The 15,233-nt window shown below is 65.3% G+C and carries 13 protein-coding genes; 9 read left to right on the top strand and 4 right to left on the bottom strand.

Features of this window, described 5'->3' with window-relative positions:
* Nucleotides 1-21 precede the first annotated feature (21 nt).
* The 4 genes from CDN36_RS08060 (at nt 22) to CDN36_RS08045 (ending at nt 4,986) form a co-directional block, all read left to right on the top strand.
* Nucleotides 22-2,028 carry a lytic transglycosylase domain-containing protein gene (locus CDN36_RS08060; RefSeq protein ID WP_287496446.1) on the top strand — a complete coding sequence of 669 codons (2,007 nt, stop codon included), beginning with the start codon at nt 22-24 and terminating at the stop codon, nt 2,026-2,028.
* Between the two features lie 51 nt (nt 2,029-2,079).
* Nucleotides 2,080-3,030 (top strand): complex I NDUFA9 subunit family protein, encoded by a 951-nt coding sequence (locus CDN36_RS08055; protein WP_287496445.1) that lies wholly within the window; start codon nt 2,080-2,082, stop codon nt 3,028-3,030.
* Nucleotides 3,031-3,094: 64 nt separating this feature from the next.
* Entirely contained in the window at nt 3,095-3,739 is a 645-nt protein-coding gene (locus tag CDN36_RS08050) for a glutathione S-transferase family protein (protein ID WP_287496444.1), read from the top strand.
* Nucleotides 3,736-4,986 carry a multifunctional CCA addition/repair protein gene (locus tag CDN36_RS08045; protein ID WP_287496443.1) on the top strand — a complete coding sequence of 417 codons (1,251 nt, stop codon included), beginning with the start codon at nt 3,736-3,738 and terminating at the stop codon, nt 4,984-4,986. The genes CDN36_RS08050 and CDN36_RS08045 overlap by 4 nt, the downstream gene beginning before the upstream one ends.
* Before the next feature lie 73 nt (nt 4,987-5,059).
* On the opposite strand, the gene CDN36_RS08040 is transcribed toward CDN36_RS08045, so the two are convergent.
* The 3 genes from CDN36_RS08040 to CDN36_RS08030 all read right to left on the bottom strand — a co-directional run bounded on the left by CDN36_RS08040 (nt 5,060) and on the right by CDN36_RS08030 (nt 7,710).
* Complete coding sequence (locus CDN36_RS08040) at nt 5,060-5,962, bottom strand: glutamate/aspartate ABC transporter substrate-binding protein (protein ID WP_502920352.1); 903 nt, start codon at nt 5,960-5,962, stop codon at nt 5,060-5,062.
* A gap of 280 nt (nt 5,963-6,242) precedes the next feature.
* Nucleotides 6,243-6,437 carry a DUF2905 domain-containing protein gene (locus CDN36_RS08035; RefSeq protein WP_150554041.1) on the bottom strand — a complete coding sequence of 65 codons (195 nt, stop codon included), beginning with the start codon at nt 6,435-6,437 and terminating at the stop codon, nt 6,243-6,245.
* 49 nt (nt 6,438-6,486) lie between these two features.
* Nucleotides 6,487-7,710 carry a class I SAM-dependent methyltransferase gene (locus CDN36_RS08030; protein WP_150554040.1) on the bottom strand — a complete coding sequence of 408 codons (1,224 nt, stop codon included), beginning with the start codon at nt 7,708-7,710 and terminating at the stop codon, nt 6,487-6,489.
* Nucleotides 7,711-8,000: 290 nt separating this feature from the next.
* On the opposite strand from CDN36_RS08030, the gene CDN36_RS08025 reads away from it, so the two are divergent.
* From CDN36_RS08025 to glmS, 5 genes are all read left to right on the top strand, one after another.
* Nucleotides 8,001-8,843, top strand: a complete 843-nt coding sequence (locus CDN36_RS08025; protein WP_150554039.1) for an SDR family oxidoreductase — start codon at nt 8,001-8,003, stop codon at nt 8,841-8,843.
* Between the two features lie 21 nt (nt 8,844-8,864).
* Nucleotides 8,865-9,260 carry a dihydroneopterin aldolase gene (locus tag CDN36_RS08020; RefSeq protein WP_150554038.1) on the top strand — a complete coding sequence of 132 codons (396 nt, stop codon included), beginning with the start codon at nt 8,865-8,867 and terminating at the stop codon, nt 9,258-9,260.
* A 1-nt stretch (nt 9,261) separates the two neighbouring features.
* Nucleotides 9,262-10,218: a tRNA 2-thiocytidine(32) synthetase TtcA gene (ttcA, locus tag CDN36_RS08015; protein ID WP_370749666.1), complete on the top strand. Its 957-nt coding sequence runs from the start codon at nt 9,262-9,264 to the stop codon at nt 10,216-10,218.
* A 151-nt stretch (nt 10,219-10,369) separates the two neighbouring features.
* Nucleotides 10,370-11,731 (top strand): bifunctional UDP-N-acetylglucosamine diphosphorylase/glucosamine-1-phosphate N-acetyltransferase GlmU, encoded by a 1,362-nt coding sequence (glmU, locus tag CDN36_RS08010; RefSeq protein WP_150554037.1) that lies wholly within the window; start codon nt 10,370-10,372, stop codon nt 11,729-11,731.
* A 113-nt stretch (nt 11,732-11,844) separates the two neighbouring features.
* Nucleotides 11,845-13,674 (top strand): glutamine--fructose-6-phosphate transaminase (isomerizing), encoded by a 1,830-nt coding sequence (gene glmS / locus CDN36_RS08005; protein WP_150554036.1) that lies wholly within the window; start codon nt 11,845-11,847, stop codon nt 13,672-13,674.
* A 286-nt stretch (nt 13,675-13,960) separates the two neighbouring features.
* Here glmS and CDN36_RS08000 read toward each other — a convergent pair whose 3' ends face one another.
* The gene (locus tag CDN36_RS08000) at nt 13,961-15,139 is read right to left on the bottom strand and encodes a DUF1214 domain-containing protein (protein ID WP_287496552.1); all 1,179 of its coding nucleotides are present in this window, start codon (nt 15,137-15,139) and stop codon (nt 13,961-13,963) included.
* Between the last annotated feature and the right edge of the window lie 94 nt (nt 15,140-15,233).

Raw genomic sequence — 15,233 nt, 5'->3', positions numbered from 1 at the left:
TTTACCCGACGCTCCACGAAGATGTCCGAACGTTTGACCCGAGTATATCGCGCCGCCGCGCTTGCCCTGAGCGCCGCGGCGCTCGTCGCGTGCAGTACGACCCAGGCAACCGGTCGTCCCAAGGCGCCGGCGGCGGCCACTCGCGCCGCGCCTTCGGCCGACGTGCTCTCGCAACGCTCGCCCGACGACATCTTCGTACAGCTGCGCGAAGCGGCGCGCACCAACGACGCCCCGCGTGCCGCGGCGCTCGCGGCCATGCTCACCGATTACGACGTGCCGTCGTATGTGCAGTACTTCCAGATCAAGCCGCGCATGTTCGACCGCTCGGGCAAGGCGCTGCTCGACACGCCCGACGACGAGATCCGGGCCTTCCTGCGCACCTACGAGGGCCAGGCAATTGCCGATCGCCTGCGCAACGACTGGCTGCTCGTGCTGGGCAAGCGTCACGACTGGCAGACGTTCGACGCCGAATACCCGAAGTTCGTGCTCGACGACGACACCCAGGTCAAGTGCTACGCGCTGATGTCACGGGCCGCGCGCGGCGAGAACGTGACGCAGGCGGCCATCGACCTGCTCACCGCGCCGAAGTACTACGGCGAGGGCTGCGTCGACATGATCGGCACGCTGGCCGCGAACGGCCAGTTGCCGCGCAAGGAGGTCTGGCACCAGATCCGCCTCGCCTACGAGGAAAACTACACCTCGCTCGGCAAGCAGATCGCCGATGCGCTCGGCAATGTGCGTCCCGACGACAGCCTGCTCGATATGGCGGCCTCGCGTCCGGCGCAGATCCTCTCGCGCGGCGTGGACGGCTCGGAGGCCTCGCGTCAGCTCGCCCTGCTCGCGACCGTGCGCATGGCGCGCAGCGACGCGATGCTCGCCGCGAGCAGCTTCGCGGGCATTGCGGGCAATCTCTCGCAGGACGAGCGCGCCATTGGCTGGGGCGCCATCGGCATGCGCGGCGCGCTGTCGCAGAACCCCATGGCGATCAACTGGTACCGTCAGGCGGGCAACGCCAAGCTCTCGAATACCGCGCAGGAGTGGAAGATCCGCGCCGCGCTGCGCGCTGGTGACTGGAACCTCGTGCGCACGGGCATCGAAGCGATGCCGCAAGCGCTGCGCGACGACGGCGTGTGGACGTACTGGTATGGCCGCGCGCTGCGCGAAGCCGGGCAGGGCGAGGCCGCCCGCGCGCAATTCCAGAAGATCGCTTCGCAGCCGAATTTCTACGGTCAGCTGGCCAACGAAGAGCTGGGCAACAAGACGACGCTGCCGCCGCGCACGACCGTCACGAAGGCCGAGGTCGACGCCAACAGCGCGAATCCGGGCTTTCGCCGCGCCGCGAAGTTCTACGACCTCGGGCTGCGCTTCGAGGGCAACCGCGAGTGGAACTGGGAGTTGCGCAACATGACGGACCGTCAGTTGCTCGCCGCCGCACAGTACGCCAACAAGATCGAGCTGTTCGACCGCGCCGTGAACACGGCCGATCGCACCAAGCTCGAGCACGACTTCACGCTGCGCTACCTGATGCCGTTCCGCGACAAGGTCGAGCCGCGCGCGGCCGCCGTCGATCTGGACGAAGCCTGGGCGTATGGCCTGATTCGTCAGGAGTCGCGCTTCATCATCAACGCCCGTTCGTCGGCGGGCGCCGGCGGGCTGATGCAGATCATGCCGGCCACGGCGAAGATGGTCGCCAGGCAGATCGGCATGGACTATCAGCCCGGCATGATGCACGACATCGACACCAACATTCGTCTGGGCACGAGTTACTTGGCGGACATCTACAACAAGTTCGACGGCTCGGCCGTGCTGGCCTCCGCGGGCTACAACGCCGGACCGGGACGCCCGCGCGCGTGGCGCTCCACGCTGGATCGGCCGGTCGAAGGCGCCATCTTCGCGGAGACGATTCCGTTTAACGAGACGCGCCAGTACGTCGAGAACGTGCTGTCGAATACCACGTACTACGCGGCCCTGATCACGGGCCGTCCGCAATCGCTCAAGGAGCGGCTCGGCATCATTCTGCCCCAGTGACGGGCAAGGCCCGCGAGCCGCGAACCCACGGTCCTGATGCGGAGGTGACGCATGCGCTATAACGTTTGTGTCGTCGGTGGCACCGGTTTCATCGGCGGCCACCTGGTAGCCCGGCTCGTGACGATGGGGCACGTCGTTCGCGTGCCGACGCGGCGCGCCGAGGCCGCCAAGGCGCTCGGTGTGCTGCCGGGCGTGGAGCTCATCGAGTGCGATGTCCACGATCCGCGTGCGCTCGAGCGCGTGATTGCCGGCTGCGATGCCGTCATCAATCTCGTCGGCGTGCTGCACGGCGATCGCGGCACGCCATACGGCCAGGCGTTCGCGAAAGCCCATGTGGAGCTGCCGCGCAAGATCGCGCAGGCATGCAGCAATCGCGGCATCGACCGGATCCTTCACATGAGCGCGCTGGGCGCCGACCCCCACGGCCCGAGCATGTATCAGCGCTCGAAGGGCGACGGCGAGGCGGCCATTCGCGAGACGGGCATCCCGGCGACGATCTTCCGTCCGTCGGTGGTGTTCGGCCCCGGCGACAGCTTCCTGAATACGTTCGCGAAGCTCCAGCGTCGCCTGCCGATTGTGCCGCTCGCCTGTGCGAGCGCGCGCTTCCAGCCGATTTACGTGATCGACGTGGCGCAGGCGTTTGCCGGTGCACTCGAGAACGACGCCACGCTCGGCAAGACTTACGAACTGGGCGGGCCAGCCGTCTACACGCTGGAGGCCATCGTGCGTTTTGCCGGGGCGGTGTGCGGATGCGAGCGGCCGATCGTGCCGCTGCCCGACGGCGCCGCTCGCCTGCAGGCCGCGCTTTTCGAGAAGCTGCCGGGGGACCCGATCATCACGCGCGACAATCTCGACTCGATGCGCGTCGACAACGTGATGAGCGGCCCGCTTGCGCCCGAGCTCGGCCTCACGCCGAACGGGCTGGAAATCGCCGTCGACTATCTCGACGGCGATAGCTGGGAGCGCCGGCTGTCGGCGTACCGGCGTCTCGCGGGACGCTGAACGCCCCGGCGTCATTTCAATCGAGCGCGCCCGCATGAACGAGGCGCGCGTAAGGAAGACTCTCATGCAACTGATCGTCGCGAACAAAAAATACTCCTCCTGGTCGATGCGCCCGTGGGTGCTGCTCAAGCACTTCGGCATTGCGTTCGAAGAATGCAACGTGTGGCTCGCGCAGCCCGATACGCGCGAGCAGATCCTGCGCTATTCGCCTACCGGCAAGGTGCCGTGCCTCGTCGACAACGGCATCACGGTGTGGGACTCGCTCGCAATCTGCGAATACCTCGCGGAGAGCTATCCGCATCTGCCGCTGTGGCCGAAGTCGCGCGAGGCGCGCGCGCATGCGCGCAGCATTTGCGCCGAGATGCACAGCGGCTTCACGGCGCTGCGCACCAATATGTGGATGAACGTCGCGGCGCATTGGCCCGGCGCGGGCGCCACCCCCGAGGTGCTGGCCGACGTCCGTCGCATTGAGGCGATCTGGGAAGACTGTCTTGCGCGTTACGAAGGTCCGTTCCTGTTCGGCGACTTTACGATTGCCGACGCGTTCTACGCCCCCGTGGTCATGCGCTTCGCGACCTTCGAGCCGGCGCTGTCGGCCCGCGCGCAGGCATACGCCGATCGCATTCGCGAAGTGCCGGCCGTGCAGGCGTGGGCGGCGGCGGCGCGGGGCGAGACCCACAGCATCGCTTACTACGAAGTGCGTCCATGAAGATTTACGCGGTCGGCGGCGCCATTCGCGACGCCATGCTGGGCCTGCCCGTCAAGGATCGCGACTACGTCGTCGTGGGCGCCACGCCCGAAGAGATGGTGCGGCGCGGCTTCAAGCCGGTAGGCCGCGACTTTCCGGTGTTTCTTCATCCCACCACGCGCGCCGAGTACGCGCTCGCCCGTACCGAGCGCAAGACCGCGCGCGGCTACCATGGCTTCTCGTTCTACTTCGCGCCCGAGGTCACGCTGGAGGAGGACCTCGTGCGGCGCGACTTCACGATCAACGCCATGGCGCGCGAAGTTCTGCCCGACGACAGCCTGTCCGAAGAGCTGATCGATCCCTACGGCGGCAAGCGTGACCTGGAGGCGGGGTTGTTTCGCCACGTCGGGCCGGCGTTTGCGGAAGATCCGGTGCGGATTCTGCGCTGCGCGCGCTTTGCCGCGCGTTTCACGGCGTTCTGCGTCGCGCCGGAGACGCTCTCGCTCATGCGGGAGATGACGGCCAACGGCGAGGTCGACGCGCTGGTGGCCGAGCGCGTCTGGCAGGAGATCGCACGCGGGTTGATGGAGCATCGTCCGTCGCGCATGTTCGATGTGTTGCGCGATGCGGGCGCGCTCGTGCGCATCCTGCCGGAGATCGATCGCCTGTGGGGCGTGCCGCAGCGCGCCGACTACCATCCGGAAGTCGATACGGGCGTTCACGTCATGATGGTGCTCGACTACGCGGCGCGCCAGGGCTATTCGCTGCCGGTGCGGTTTGCGGCGCTCACGCACGATCTCGGCAAGGGCACCACACCGGAGGACGTGCTGCCGCGCCACATCGGGCACGAGGGGCGCAGCGTGGGCCTGCTCGGGCCGTTGTGCGCACGTCTTCGCGTGCCCGTCGAGTGTCGCGAACTGGCGCAGGTCGTGGCGCGCGAGCACGGCAACATTCACGCGAGCGAGAAGTTCGGCGCGTCGGCACTGGTGCGTCTGCTGGAGCGTTGCGACGCGCTGCGCAAGCCCGAGCGTTTCGTGGAGATCCTGCAGGCATGCGAAGCGGATGCGCGGGGGCGGGGGGGGGACTTCGCCACGGCGCCCTATCCGCAGCGGGAACGCCTCATGGCGGCGCTCGAGGCCGCGCGGAGCGTCGATGCCGGCGCCGTGGCGCGCCAGTACGCCGATCAGCCGGCGAAGATCCGTGACGCCGTGCAGGCCGCGCGCATTGCTGCGCTCGAGGCGGCCGGGTTCAAGGACCCCGCCGCCTGAACGCCGTGGCGCGCAGCGGTTCTCGCTGCGCCCGGGCGGCCGGCGTGGGAACGGCGTCGCGCGAACGCCGAAATTACTCGAACGCCTTGTCGTTCGGGTTCGCGTAGAGCTGCTTGAGCTGATCGCTCATCGGGAAGTTGAAGTTGATGTGCTTCGGCGGCACCGGCGATTCGAACCACTTCTTGTACATCGCATTGATTTCGCCGCTCTTCATCACGCCGGCGAGCGTGTCGTCGACGAGCTTTTTGAACTCGGTGTCGCCGTGTTTCATCATGAAGCCATATGCCTCGAACGATTGCGGCGTGCCCGTCACGATCCAGTCGTCCGGGGTGCGGCCCATGGTGCGCGCGCCGGCGAGCAACACGTCGTCCATCATGAAAGCCTGGACGCGACCGCCCTGGAGCATGGTGAACGACTCGCCGTAGTCCTTGCCCGAGATGACGCTCATGTTCATCTTCTTGTCGTTGTTCATCTTGTTCAGAATGCGCTCCGACGTCGTGCCCGCGTTGGTCACCACGGGCTTGCCGGCCAGATCCGGGAAGTCCTTGATGCCCGAGTTCTTGTTCACGAGCAGGCGGGTGCCGGCGATGAAGAACGTATTCGAGAAATTGACCTGCGCCTGACGCGCCTTCAGGTTCGTCGTCACGCCGCATTCGATGTCGACCGTACCGTTCTGCACGAGCGCAATACGGTTTTGCGACGTCACGGGAATGAAGCGCACCTGCAGATCGGGCTTCTTCAGACGCGTCTTCACGCTGTCGACGATCTTGTTGCAAAAGTCCTGCGAGTAACCGATGACGTTGTGGTTGTTGTCGTAGTACGAGAACGGAATCGACGACTCGCGATGGCCGATCGAGATGACCCCGCTGCTCTCGATCTTCTGCAGCGTTTCCGATGCGGGCTGCGCCGTTGCGGCCCCCGCCGCGACACTCATCGCCACGCCCAGCATTACCCCGGTCCATCGCATCTTGATCATGTCCTGCTCCTGAAATGGTCTCACGTCGATATGAATCATTTGTTGCATGGTAATTTTTTTTGCAACATATGATCAAATGGTCGTTAACCCTAGCGGAGCGGGGCCCGTAGGGCGAGAGGACCCCACCGGGACGTGAAAGCGCGGTGCGGTGGGTCGTTGGGAGGAGGGGGCGGAACATGCACCGCCCGCCGAAGTGCGGCGGGGGGCGGCGGGGGGCGGCGGGGGGCGCCGGAGCGGTGGGGGGCGCGTTGCAACGGTTGTTGCGGATCGATGCGCTGCGTTACAGGACGCGGATCAGCAAATTGAAAACGAGCGAAAGCAGGACGGTCGAGGCGAACGGGAATACCACCTCACGTCCGCGCCAGCGGATGCGCACATCGCCGGGCAGACGGCCGATGCCGATCTTCGCGAGCCAGGGCGAGGCTGCCGACAGGACGCATATCGCGAAGAAGATCGTGAACATCCAGCGAAACATCGGCGAGGCCTCTCGATGAGAAGGAGGGAAGGCGCGGGCGTGGTCGACGTCAGAGGGCGTGACTGCGCTCGCCCGTGGCGAAGCCGATCAGTCCGGCCCATTCATCCATGCCGCGCCCGAACGCGATGACCTTGAAGAGCTCGCCCATTTCGGCTTCCGACAGCAGCTTCTGCGCGGCGGCCGCTGCCGGCAGATACGTCTTGGGATCGCTCGGATCGAGCGCGCTCATCAACTCGACGATACCGGCGTTCATCAGGAAGCGCGCCTGCGACGTGAAGCCGAGCAGATCGAGCCCGGCTTGTACGCCGGCGTCGGCGATGCCGGAAAATTCAACGTGCGCCGTGATGTCCTGCAGGCCCGGATAGTAAAACGGGTCGTCGTGCGCGTGATGACGGTAGTGGCACATCAGCGTGCCCTGTGCACGCTGCGGATGATAGTACTCGCGCGCCGGAAAGCCGTAGTCGACGAGCAGCAGCACGCCGCGCGCGAGCAGCGGCGCGACGCTGCGCACGAAGGCCGCGGCAGCTTCATGCGTTTCGGTCAGATATTCCTGAGCCGGGGGCAGCGCCGCGAGCGGCGCGAGCGCCTCGGGCAATGCGCCGTCGTACCGCCGCTCTTCCCAGGCGAAACCGTCGGGCGTGCAGACCACGCCGCGCTCGAACCAGACCGGTCGGCCGTCCTGGCCGTTGGCCGGGGCGCGGCGCGCCCACAGGCGCACGGGCATGGCGTCGAGGACTTCGTTGCCGAGCATGACGCCGTGAAAGGCGTCAGGCAACTGATCGAGCCAGCTCACGCGATCGAGCAGATGCGGGGCCACACGGGCGATCGTGTCGCGCTGGCGCGCACGCAATTCGCCAGAGAGTTCCATGATCGAGTAACGCTCGCAAGGCGCCCCTTCGGCTTCGAGGGCAAGGAGCAGGTCCGCGGCGAGCCGCCCGGATCCCGCGCCGAATTCGAGCACCTTTGCATCGCCCGTCTGCTCGAAGATCTCGCTGACCTGGCGTGCAAGCGTGCGCGCGAAGAAAGGCGTGAGCTCCGGTGCGGTGACGAAGTCGCTGCCGTCGGCGGCCAGACGGCCGAACTTGGCGGCGCCCGCCGCGTAGTAGCCGAGGCCCGGCGCATAAAGCGCCAGCTCCATGAAGCGATCGAACGGGAGCCAGCCGCCGGCGTCGCGGATGGCGTCGGCAAGGTGCGCCGTGAGGCGACGCGAGTGTTCGAGCGCGTCCGGCTCCGGAACGGGTAAACTATGGGGTTTCGGTGCGGCCTGATTCATGCGGGCATTGTAACGGAGTCGGTGCAGACTGGCTGCTGGCGATGACGATGCCTCTGCGGTGACCGATTTCGGTGGATTTTTTGGTGATTTCCTCCGATTTTCAGTCATTTTCGCCAGTTTTCCGCCGGTCGGGGCGGGCGGATGGTCCGAACCCGAAGCGCCCCGAACGCCCGTCTGCCAGCGAGCGGGGCGTGCGGGCCGCACACCGTCCCGTGCCCCGGCCGCACCGGGATCGTTTCAGGCCCATCCGCTGACCCGCCCATTGACAGGAATTGACAGGAATTCGCCGCATGACCGTTGCATCGACGCCACGCTCCACGCCTGCCGCAAGCGAGCTCACCCGCACGTCCGACGTGCCGCGTGTGGCGCTCGTGACCGGCGGGGCGCGCCGCATCGGCCGGGCCATTGCGTTGCGGCTCGCGGCGCAGGGCTGGGACGTCGCCGTTCACTACGAACGCTCGCACGACGAAGCACTCGAGACGGTCGCTGCCATCGAGGCGCTCGGCCGTCAGGCGGTAGCGCTGCAGGCGTCGCTCGCCGACGAGGCGGCGACGGCCGGGCTGGTCGGGCGTTGCGCCGCGTCGCTCGGCGTACCGGGGTGCCTGGTGAATAACGCGTCGCGATTCGAGTACGACTGTGCGCAGGACTTCGGCTACGAGGCGCTCGAGCGCCATATGCGGGTGAACGCCGGCGCGCCGCTGGTGCTCGCGCGCGAAATGCACGAGGCGCTGGGCGATGCCGGGCGCGGCGTCGTCGTCAACCTGCTCGACCAGAAGCTGGCGAATCCGAATCCGGACTACCTGTCGTACACACTGTCGAAGGCGGCGCTCGACGCGGCGACGACATTGCTCGCGCAGGCTTTCGCGCCGAGGCTTCGAGTGGTCGGCGTCGCGCCTGGCGTGACGCTGCTCTCCGTGGACCAGACGCCGGCCGGCTTCGCGGCGGCGCATGCCTGCACGCCGCTGGGCGCCTCGTCCACGCCCGAGGACATCGCGCAGGCCGTGGCGTATCTGGCCGATGCTCCGGCCGTCACCGGCACGGTACTGTACGTCGACGGCGGGCAACACCTCGCGAGCTCACCGCGCGACGTGAAATTTCTGACCGAGCCGGCCGACGCCGACCGGTCTCGTTGATAGTCATTACGAGTTTTCAAAATGCATAGCGCTCTTTCCCACCCTCGCCTGATGGACTGCCGTCGCATGTTCCTGCGCGACTATGAAGTGTTCATCAACATCGGCGTGCACGATCACGAGAAGCGTGGCGAGCAGCGCGTGCTGATCAACGTCCAGTTGTTCGTGCCGCTCGCCGAGAGCACGCCGGTGGCGGACAAGCTCGAGGAAGTCGTCGATTACGACTTCATGCGCCTCACGATCGCCAGGCGGGTGGGGCAGGGCCATATTCATTTGCAGGAGACCCTTTGCGACGACGTCGCGCGTGCGCTGCTGGCGCATCCGCGCGTGCGTGCAGTGGGCGTGTCGACCGAGAAACCCGACGTTTATCCCGATTGCCACTCGGTGGGCATCGAAGTGTTCATGATGAAGGATGCCTGACATGAGTGCCGTCATGCCCGAGACCGGTGCGCCGCTTGCCGCGACCGGAAATGCCACTGCCGACAGCGTGAAGAAGGCGCAGAAGCTCGCTTTCGAGAACAACAAGCTGGAAAAGCGCCTGTTCCGTCTGACGGGGCAGGCCATCGGCGACTACAACATGATCGAGCAGGGCGATCGCGTCATGGTGTGCATGTCCGGCGGCAAGGACAGCTACGCCATGCTCGATATCCTGCTCAAGTTGCGCGAGCGCGCGCCGATCGACTTCTCGATCGTGGCCGTCAACCTCGATCAGAAGCAGCCGGGCTTTCCCGAGCATGTGCTGCCCGATTACCTGCGCTCCATTGGCGTGGAGTTCCACATCGAGAACCAGGATACGTACTCGATCGTCAAGCGCGTGGTGCCCGAAGGCAAGACCACGTGCTCGCTGTGCTCGCGGCTGCGCCGCGGCATTCTGTATCGCGTGGCGGGCGAGCTCGGCGCGACCAAGATCGCGTTGGGGCACCACCGCGACGACATCATCGAGACGGTGTTCCTGAACCTGTTCTATGGCGGCAAGCTCAAGGGCATGCCGCCCAAGCTCCAGTCGGACGACGGCAAGAACGTGGTGATCCGCCCACTCGCCTACGTGCGCGAATCGGACCTGGAGCGATACGCCGAATACAAGCAGTTCCCGATCATTCCGTGCAACCTGTGCGGCAGCCAGCCGAACCTCAAGCGCGCGGAGATGAAGGCGCTCATCCGGCAATGGGAGAAGCAGCATCCGGGGCGCATCAAGTCGATTTTCAGCGCGCTCTCGAACGTGATTCCGTCGCACCTGATGGACGCGAGCCTCCACGACTTCAAGAATCTTCGCGCGACGGGGCAGCCCGACCCGCTCGGCGATATCGCATTCGACGAAGCACCGTGCGGCGACGAGAACGATGCGGGCATCATTCGCATCACGCAGTTCGACGACTGATCGCCGGTCGCTGGCTCGTCCCAACTTGCCCCAACTCGCTCCAGCTTGCCTCGGCCGCTCAACGTACTCTGACTCGCGGGTAGTCCCGCATGAGGCGCCGGACTACCCGATCCCGACAACCGCATTCCCGATTTCGTAACCTCACGACGCCATGAATATTGTGATTCTCGCCGCTGGTATGGGTAAGCGCATGCGCTCGAAGCTACCGAAGGTGCTGCAGCCGCTCGCTGGCCGACCGCTCCTGTCCCACGTGATCGCTACGGCGCGCAAGCTTGCCCCGCAGCGGCTCATCGTGGTGATCGGGCATGGCGGGGACGCCGTGCGCGAGGCCGTGGCCGGCGAGGGCATTGCGTTCGCCGAGCAGGCGCAGCAACTGGGCACCGGCCACGCCGTGCAGCAGGCCGCGCCGCTGCTCGACGAATCGGCGCCCACGCTCGTGCTCTACGGCGACGTGCCGCTCACGCGAGCCGAGACGCTGCAGGCGCTGCTCGAAGCCGCCGGCCGCGACAAGCTGGGCGTGCTCACGGTGGATCTGGAGAATCCGTCGGGCTATGGCCGTATCGTGCGCGACGCCGCGGGCAACGTACAGCGCATCGTCGAGCAGAAAGATGCCAACGAGGCCGAGCGCGCCATTCGCGAAATCAACACCGGCATTCTCGTGGCGCCCACGCGCGCGCTCAAGGGCTGGCTCGGCGGGCTCAAGAATCAGAACGCGCAGGGCGAGTACTACCTGACCGACGTGATCGCCTGCGCCGTGGCCGACGGCGTGCCGGTCGTCACCACGCAGCCGGCCTTCGCGTGGGAGCCCAACGGTGTGAACGACAAGGCGCAGCTCGCCGAGCTCGAGCGCGACTATCAGCGCAATGCGGCCGGCGCGCTGCTGGCCGCGGGCGTCACGCTCGTCGATCCGGCGCGTTTCGACGTGCGCGGTGAGATGACTTGCGGCACGGACGTCACCATCGACGTCAACTGCGTATTCGAGGGCAAGGTAACGATTGGCGACGGCGCGTTCATCGGCGCGAACTGCGTGATCCGCAACAGCACCATTGGCGCGGGCACCCGCATCGAGGCGTTCAGCCATCTGGACGGCGCGGTGGTCGGCCGCGACGCGCACGTGGGGCCGTATGCGCGGCTGCGCCCCGGCGCCGATCTTGGCGACGAAGTTCATATCGGCAACTTCGTCGAAGTGAAGAATGCCTCGCTCGCCAAGGGCTCGAAGGCCAATCATCTGGCGTATGTGGGCGACTCGACCGTGGGCGAGCGCGTGAACATCGGTGCGGGCACCATCACATGCAATTACGATGGCGCGAACAAGCATCGCACGGTCATCGAGGACGACGTGTTCGTCGGTTCCGACACGCAGCTCGTGGCGCCGGTGACCGTGCGCCGTGGCACGACCATCGCCGCCGGCACCACGGTCTGGAAGGACACGCCCGAAGGCGCACTCGTGCTCAACGGCAAGACGCAGGTGGCAAAGGAGGGCTACGTCCGCCCGCGCAAGCAGAAGCGGTAAAATCCGCAGTCATGTGTCGGTGCGCGAGCGGAGTCGCGCGTCGGCGAATCCAATACGGATCGGGATGGGTCCGAGTCATCGAGCCAGGGCCTCTGGCGTAAAGGAAAGCGAATATGTGCGGCATTGTCGGCGCGGTGGCGCGACGTAATGTAGTACCGGTGTTGGTCGAAGGGCTGCGTCGTCTGGAGTACCGCGGCTATGACTCGTGTGGCGTGGCCGTGCTGAAGGACGGCGTGCCGCAGCGCGCGCGCAGTGTGTCGCGCGTGGCCGATCTCGACGAACAGCTAACGCAGACGCATCTGGCCGGGCAGACCGGCATTGCCCACACCCGGTGGGCGACGCACGGTGCGCCAGTCACGAACAACGCGCATCCGATCTTCTCGCGCGACGAAGTGGCGCTGGTGCACAACGGCATCATCGAGAACCACGAAAGCCTGCGCGAGGAACTGCGCGGCCTCGGTTACGAATTCGTGTCGCAGACCGACACCGAGGTGATCGCTCACCTGATTCATCACCTCCTCACGAACGGCGCGGCCGGCGATCTGTTTCGCGCGGTGCGGCTGGCCACGCGACGTCTGCATGGGGCGTATGCCATCGCCGTGTTCCGCAAGCAGGAGCCGCATCGCGTGGTGGGCGCACGCGCGGGTTCGCCGCTGGTGGTCGGGGTGGGCGAGGGCGAGAACTTCCTCGCTTCCGACGCCCTGGCGCTGGCCGGCACCACCGATCAGTTCATCTACCTGGAGGAGGGCGATGTCGTCGAGCTGACGCTCGACGGCGTGACGATCGTCGATCGCAACGATGCGGACGCGCAGCGTGAAGTTCGCACGGTGCAGGCGTATTCAGGCGCGGTGGAGCTTGGCCCGTACCGCCACTACATGCAGAAGGAAATCTTCGAGCAGCCGCGCGCCATCGGCGACACGATGGAGGGCGTGGAGGGCGTTTCCCCCACGTTGTTCGGCGATAAGGCCGAAGCCGTGCTGAGCGGTATCGACTCGATTCTGATTCTCGCGTGCGGCACGAGCTACTACTCGGGCATGACGGCGAAGTACTGGCTGGAGTCACTCGCGCAGATCCCTACGCAGGTCGAAGTGGCGAGCGAGTATCGCTATCGCGACAGCGTGCCGAACCCGAAGGCGCTGGTCGTCACCATTTCGCAATCGGGCGAGACGGCCGACACGATGGCGGCGCTGCAGCATGCGCAGTCGCTCGGCATGACCAACACGCTCGCCATTTGCAACGTGGCGACGAGTGCGATGGTGCGCCAGACGGCGCTGCACTATCTCACGCGCGCGGGGACGGAAATCGGCGTGGCGTCGACGAAGGCCTTCACGACGCAACTGACCGCGCTGTTCCTTCTGACGCTGACGCTCGCCAAGCTGCGCGGCCGTCTGTCTGCAGCGCAAGAGGCCGATTACCTGACGCAGTTGCGTCACCTGCCGGCAGCGCTCAACAGCGTGCTGGCGCTCGAGCCGCAGATCATTGCGTGGGCGGAGGAGTTCGCCCGTCGCGAGAACGCGCTGTTCCTCGGACGGGGTCTGCATTACCCGATCGCCCTCGAAGGTGCGCTCAAGCTCAAGGAAATCTCGTATATCCACGCCGAGGCATATCCGGCGGGCGAACTCAAGCACGGCCCGCTGGCGCTGGTGACCGATCAGATGCCGGTGGTTACGGTCGCGCCGCGCGACGCGCTGGTCGAGAAGCTGAAGTCGAACATGCAGGAAGTGCGGGCGCGCGGCGGTCAGCTATACGTGTTCGCGGATGCCGACACGGAGATTTCGAGTGCCGAGGGCATCCACGTCATTCGTATGCCGGAACACTACGGCCTGCTCTCGCCGATTCTGCACGTGGTGCCGCTGCAACTGCTGGCGTATCACACCGCCTGCGCACGCGGCACCGATGTCGACAAGCCGCGCAATCTGGCGAAATCGGTGACGGTGGAGTGACACGGGATTCTGCTCGGACTCGCTGTCTAAAACAAATAGAAGCGCTTCAAAACACCCGCAAAGTTCTGAATATATGAGGGTCTCCTCCCATGGGAGCCGACCCGATAAGGCCAACGATGCTTTTGCTCGTTGGCTTTTTTTTCGCAAAAACTCCCGGAAACACCTCTTCCCTTTCCTCCAGCGCAGGCGCCACGTGGCTGTGCGGCGCCGGACGTATTAAATATGACGCCGGTCACATCCGTGCAGGAAATGACCTTGTGAGTTCGACGCCACTTCGGCAATGGAACTAACGAACTTCGTGGCGTACTACGGCGGGCGGGGTCCACGCGCCCGTTGTGGTCTCCATCTTCGGCCAATAAGCCCGGATGTACAGGGAAAAATCACCACTAGCCGGAGCGGGCAGCCAGTTCGCGGCGTGTGCGCTGTCGGGAGGCGTCGATTGCACGTATAGCGTCAACGACCCGTCGTCGTTGTATTTCAGGTCGCGGTTTTTTGTGCCGAGAGAGTATCGCTTGAGGCTGTTCGGAACAAAGAAGTGATGCTCGTTGTAAAGCGTGAGCGACCAAAATCCATTCACCGGCGGTGTGGCGCCTTTGGGGAACGTGACTGTGTACGCCTTTGCGCCGTTCAGTCGCTGCCCGTCACTGTCGAAGTCCTGGTAAAAATACTTTGTCTCCGAAGGACCGTTGACGAAAATATTCGATTTTGCGACGGCCGTCCGGGTGAGGTAGTCGACGCCAAAGGCGGCATTGTTGTTCGTCGTGGACCAGTGGTTGGGCAGCGGGATGCCGAAATTCCGGAATTCGAATAACGGCGCGATCAGTTGAGCGTCTGCAAGCTTTAGCTCGTCATCAATGGCTTTGCGCATCGCCGGGCTTGACTTGGCCGCATCGGCCAGGGCGAGCGCTTGTGCGTACATGGATTCCTCGCCGGGGAGTGCCGGGGAGTCCGCGAGCGCTGCCGGAAGCACGTCGATAAACTTCTCCGGCACAACCCAGGACGTTTCACTGTCCCCCGAGTCCTGTGAAGGCACGCGCTTGAGAGAGCGCCAATCCGTGTGCTTGAACTTGCCATCGTACTGTGCCAGCGGATACATCATGACGCTGCCAAGAACTTCCTGAATCGCCGCCCGGTCGGCAGCCGTATCGTCCATAAACACGCGCGGAATCACGTTGCCAATATTGGTGGAAGCGCGAAACACCCGGGTAATACCTGGCGGAACATCGCCTTTCCAGTTTGGCCCCACCAGCATGTAAAAGCCGGGTTGGGTGTTGTACATCTTGCCGAGCTGCGCAAAGCTGTCGGTTCGCCCATCCACGACCTGATAGACCCAGAACCGGTTGCCAAAGTCCGGGACCTGGATAACGACGGGCGAAATATCGAGGGCCAGCAATCCTCCCCCATAAACGACGTCCTGATTAGGGCAGGCAACGAGACGAACATCCGGCGGGAAATAGTCCGTCAGTGGAGTTGCCCCTGTAACTCAGGACACGCGGACACCGTTAGGTTGATGACACCGCATTACGCCTGAACTCGCGAGGCGAGCGGTATTTCAGGGC

The sequence above is a fragment of the Pandoraea sp. CB10b_02 genome, from assembly GCF_002216225.1.
GTDB lineage: Bacteria > Pseudomonadota > Gammaproteobacteria > Burkholderiales > Burkholderiaceae > Pandoraea > Pandoraea nosoerga.
This window is presented reverse-complemented; position numbering and strand designations above follow the sequence as displayed.

Bases quoted from the DNA above. Each gene is read 5' to 3' on its own strand.
- glmU (WP_150554037.1), top strand. From the start codon at position 10,370: ATGAATATTGTGATTCTCGCCGCTGGTATGGGTAAGCGCATGCGCTCG.
- glmS (WP_150554036.1), top strand. From the start codon at position 11,845: ATGTGCGGCATTGTCGGCGCGGTGGCGCGACGTAATGTAGTACCGGTG.
- CDN36_RS08030 (WP_150554040.1), bottom strand. From the start codon at position 7,710: ATGAATCAGGCCGCACCGAAACCCCATAGTTTACCCGTTCCGGAGCCG.
- CDN36_RS08050 (WP_287496444.1), top strand. From the start codon at position 3,095: ATGCAACTGATCGTCGCGAACAAAAAATACTCCTCCTGGTCGATGCGC.
- CDN36_RS08045 (WP_287496443.1), top strand. From the start codon at position 3,736: ATGAAGATTTACGCGGTCGGCGGCGCCATTCGCGACGCCATGCTGGGC.
- ttcA (WP_370749666.1), top strand. From the start codon at position 9,262: ATGAGTGCCGTCATGCCCGAGACCGGTGCGCCGCTTGCCGCGACCGGA.
- CDN36_RS08040 (WP_502920352.1), bottom strand. From the start codon at position 5,962: ATGATCAAGATGCGATGGACCGGGGTAATGCTGGGCGTGGCGATGAGT.
- CDN36_RS08020 (WP_150554038.1), top strand. From the start codon at position 8,865: ATGCATAGCGCTCTTTCCCACCCTCGCCTGATGGACTGCCGTCGCATG.
- CDN36_RS08035 (WP_150554041.1), bottom strand. From the start codon at position 6,437: ATGTTTCGCTGGATGTTCACGATCTTCTTCGCGATATGCGTCCTGTCG.
- CDN36_RS08055 (WP_287496445.1), top strand. From the start codon at position 2,080: ATGCGCTATAACGTTTGTGTCGTCGGTGGCACCGGTTTCATCGGCGGC.
- CDN36_RS08060 (WP_287496446.1), top strand. From the start codon at position 22: ATGTCCGAACGTTTGACCCGAGTATATCGCGCCGCCGCGCTTGCCCTG.
- CDN36_RS08025 (WP_150554039.1), top strand. From the start codon at position 8,001: ATGACCGTTGCATCGACGCCACGCTCCACGCCTGCCGCAAGCGAGCTC.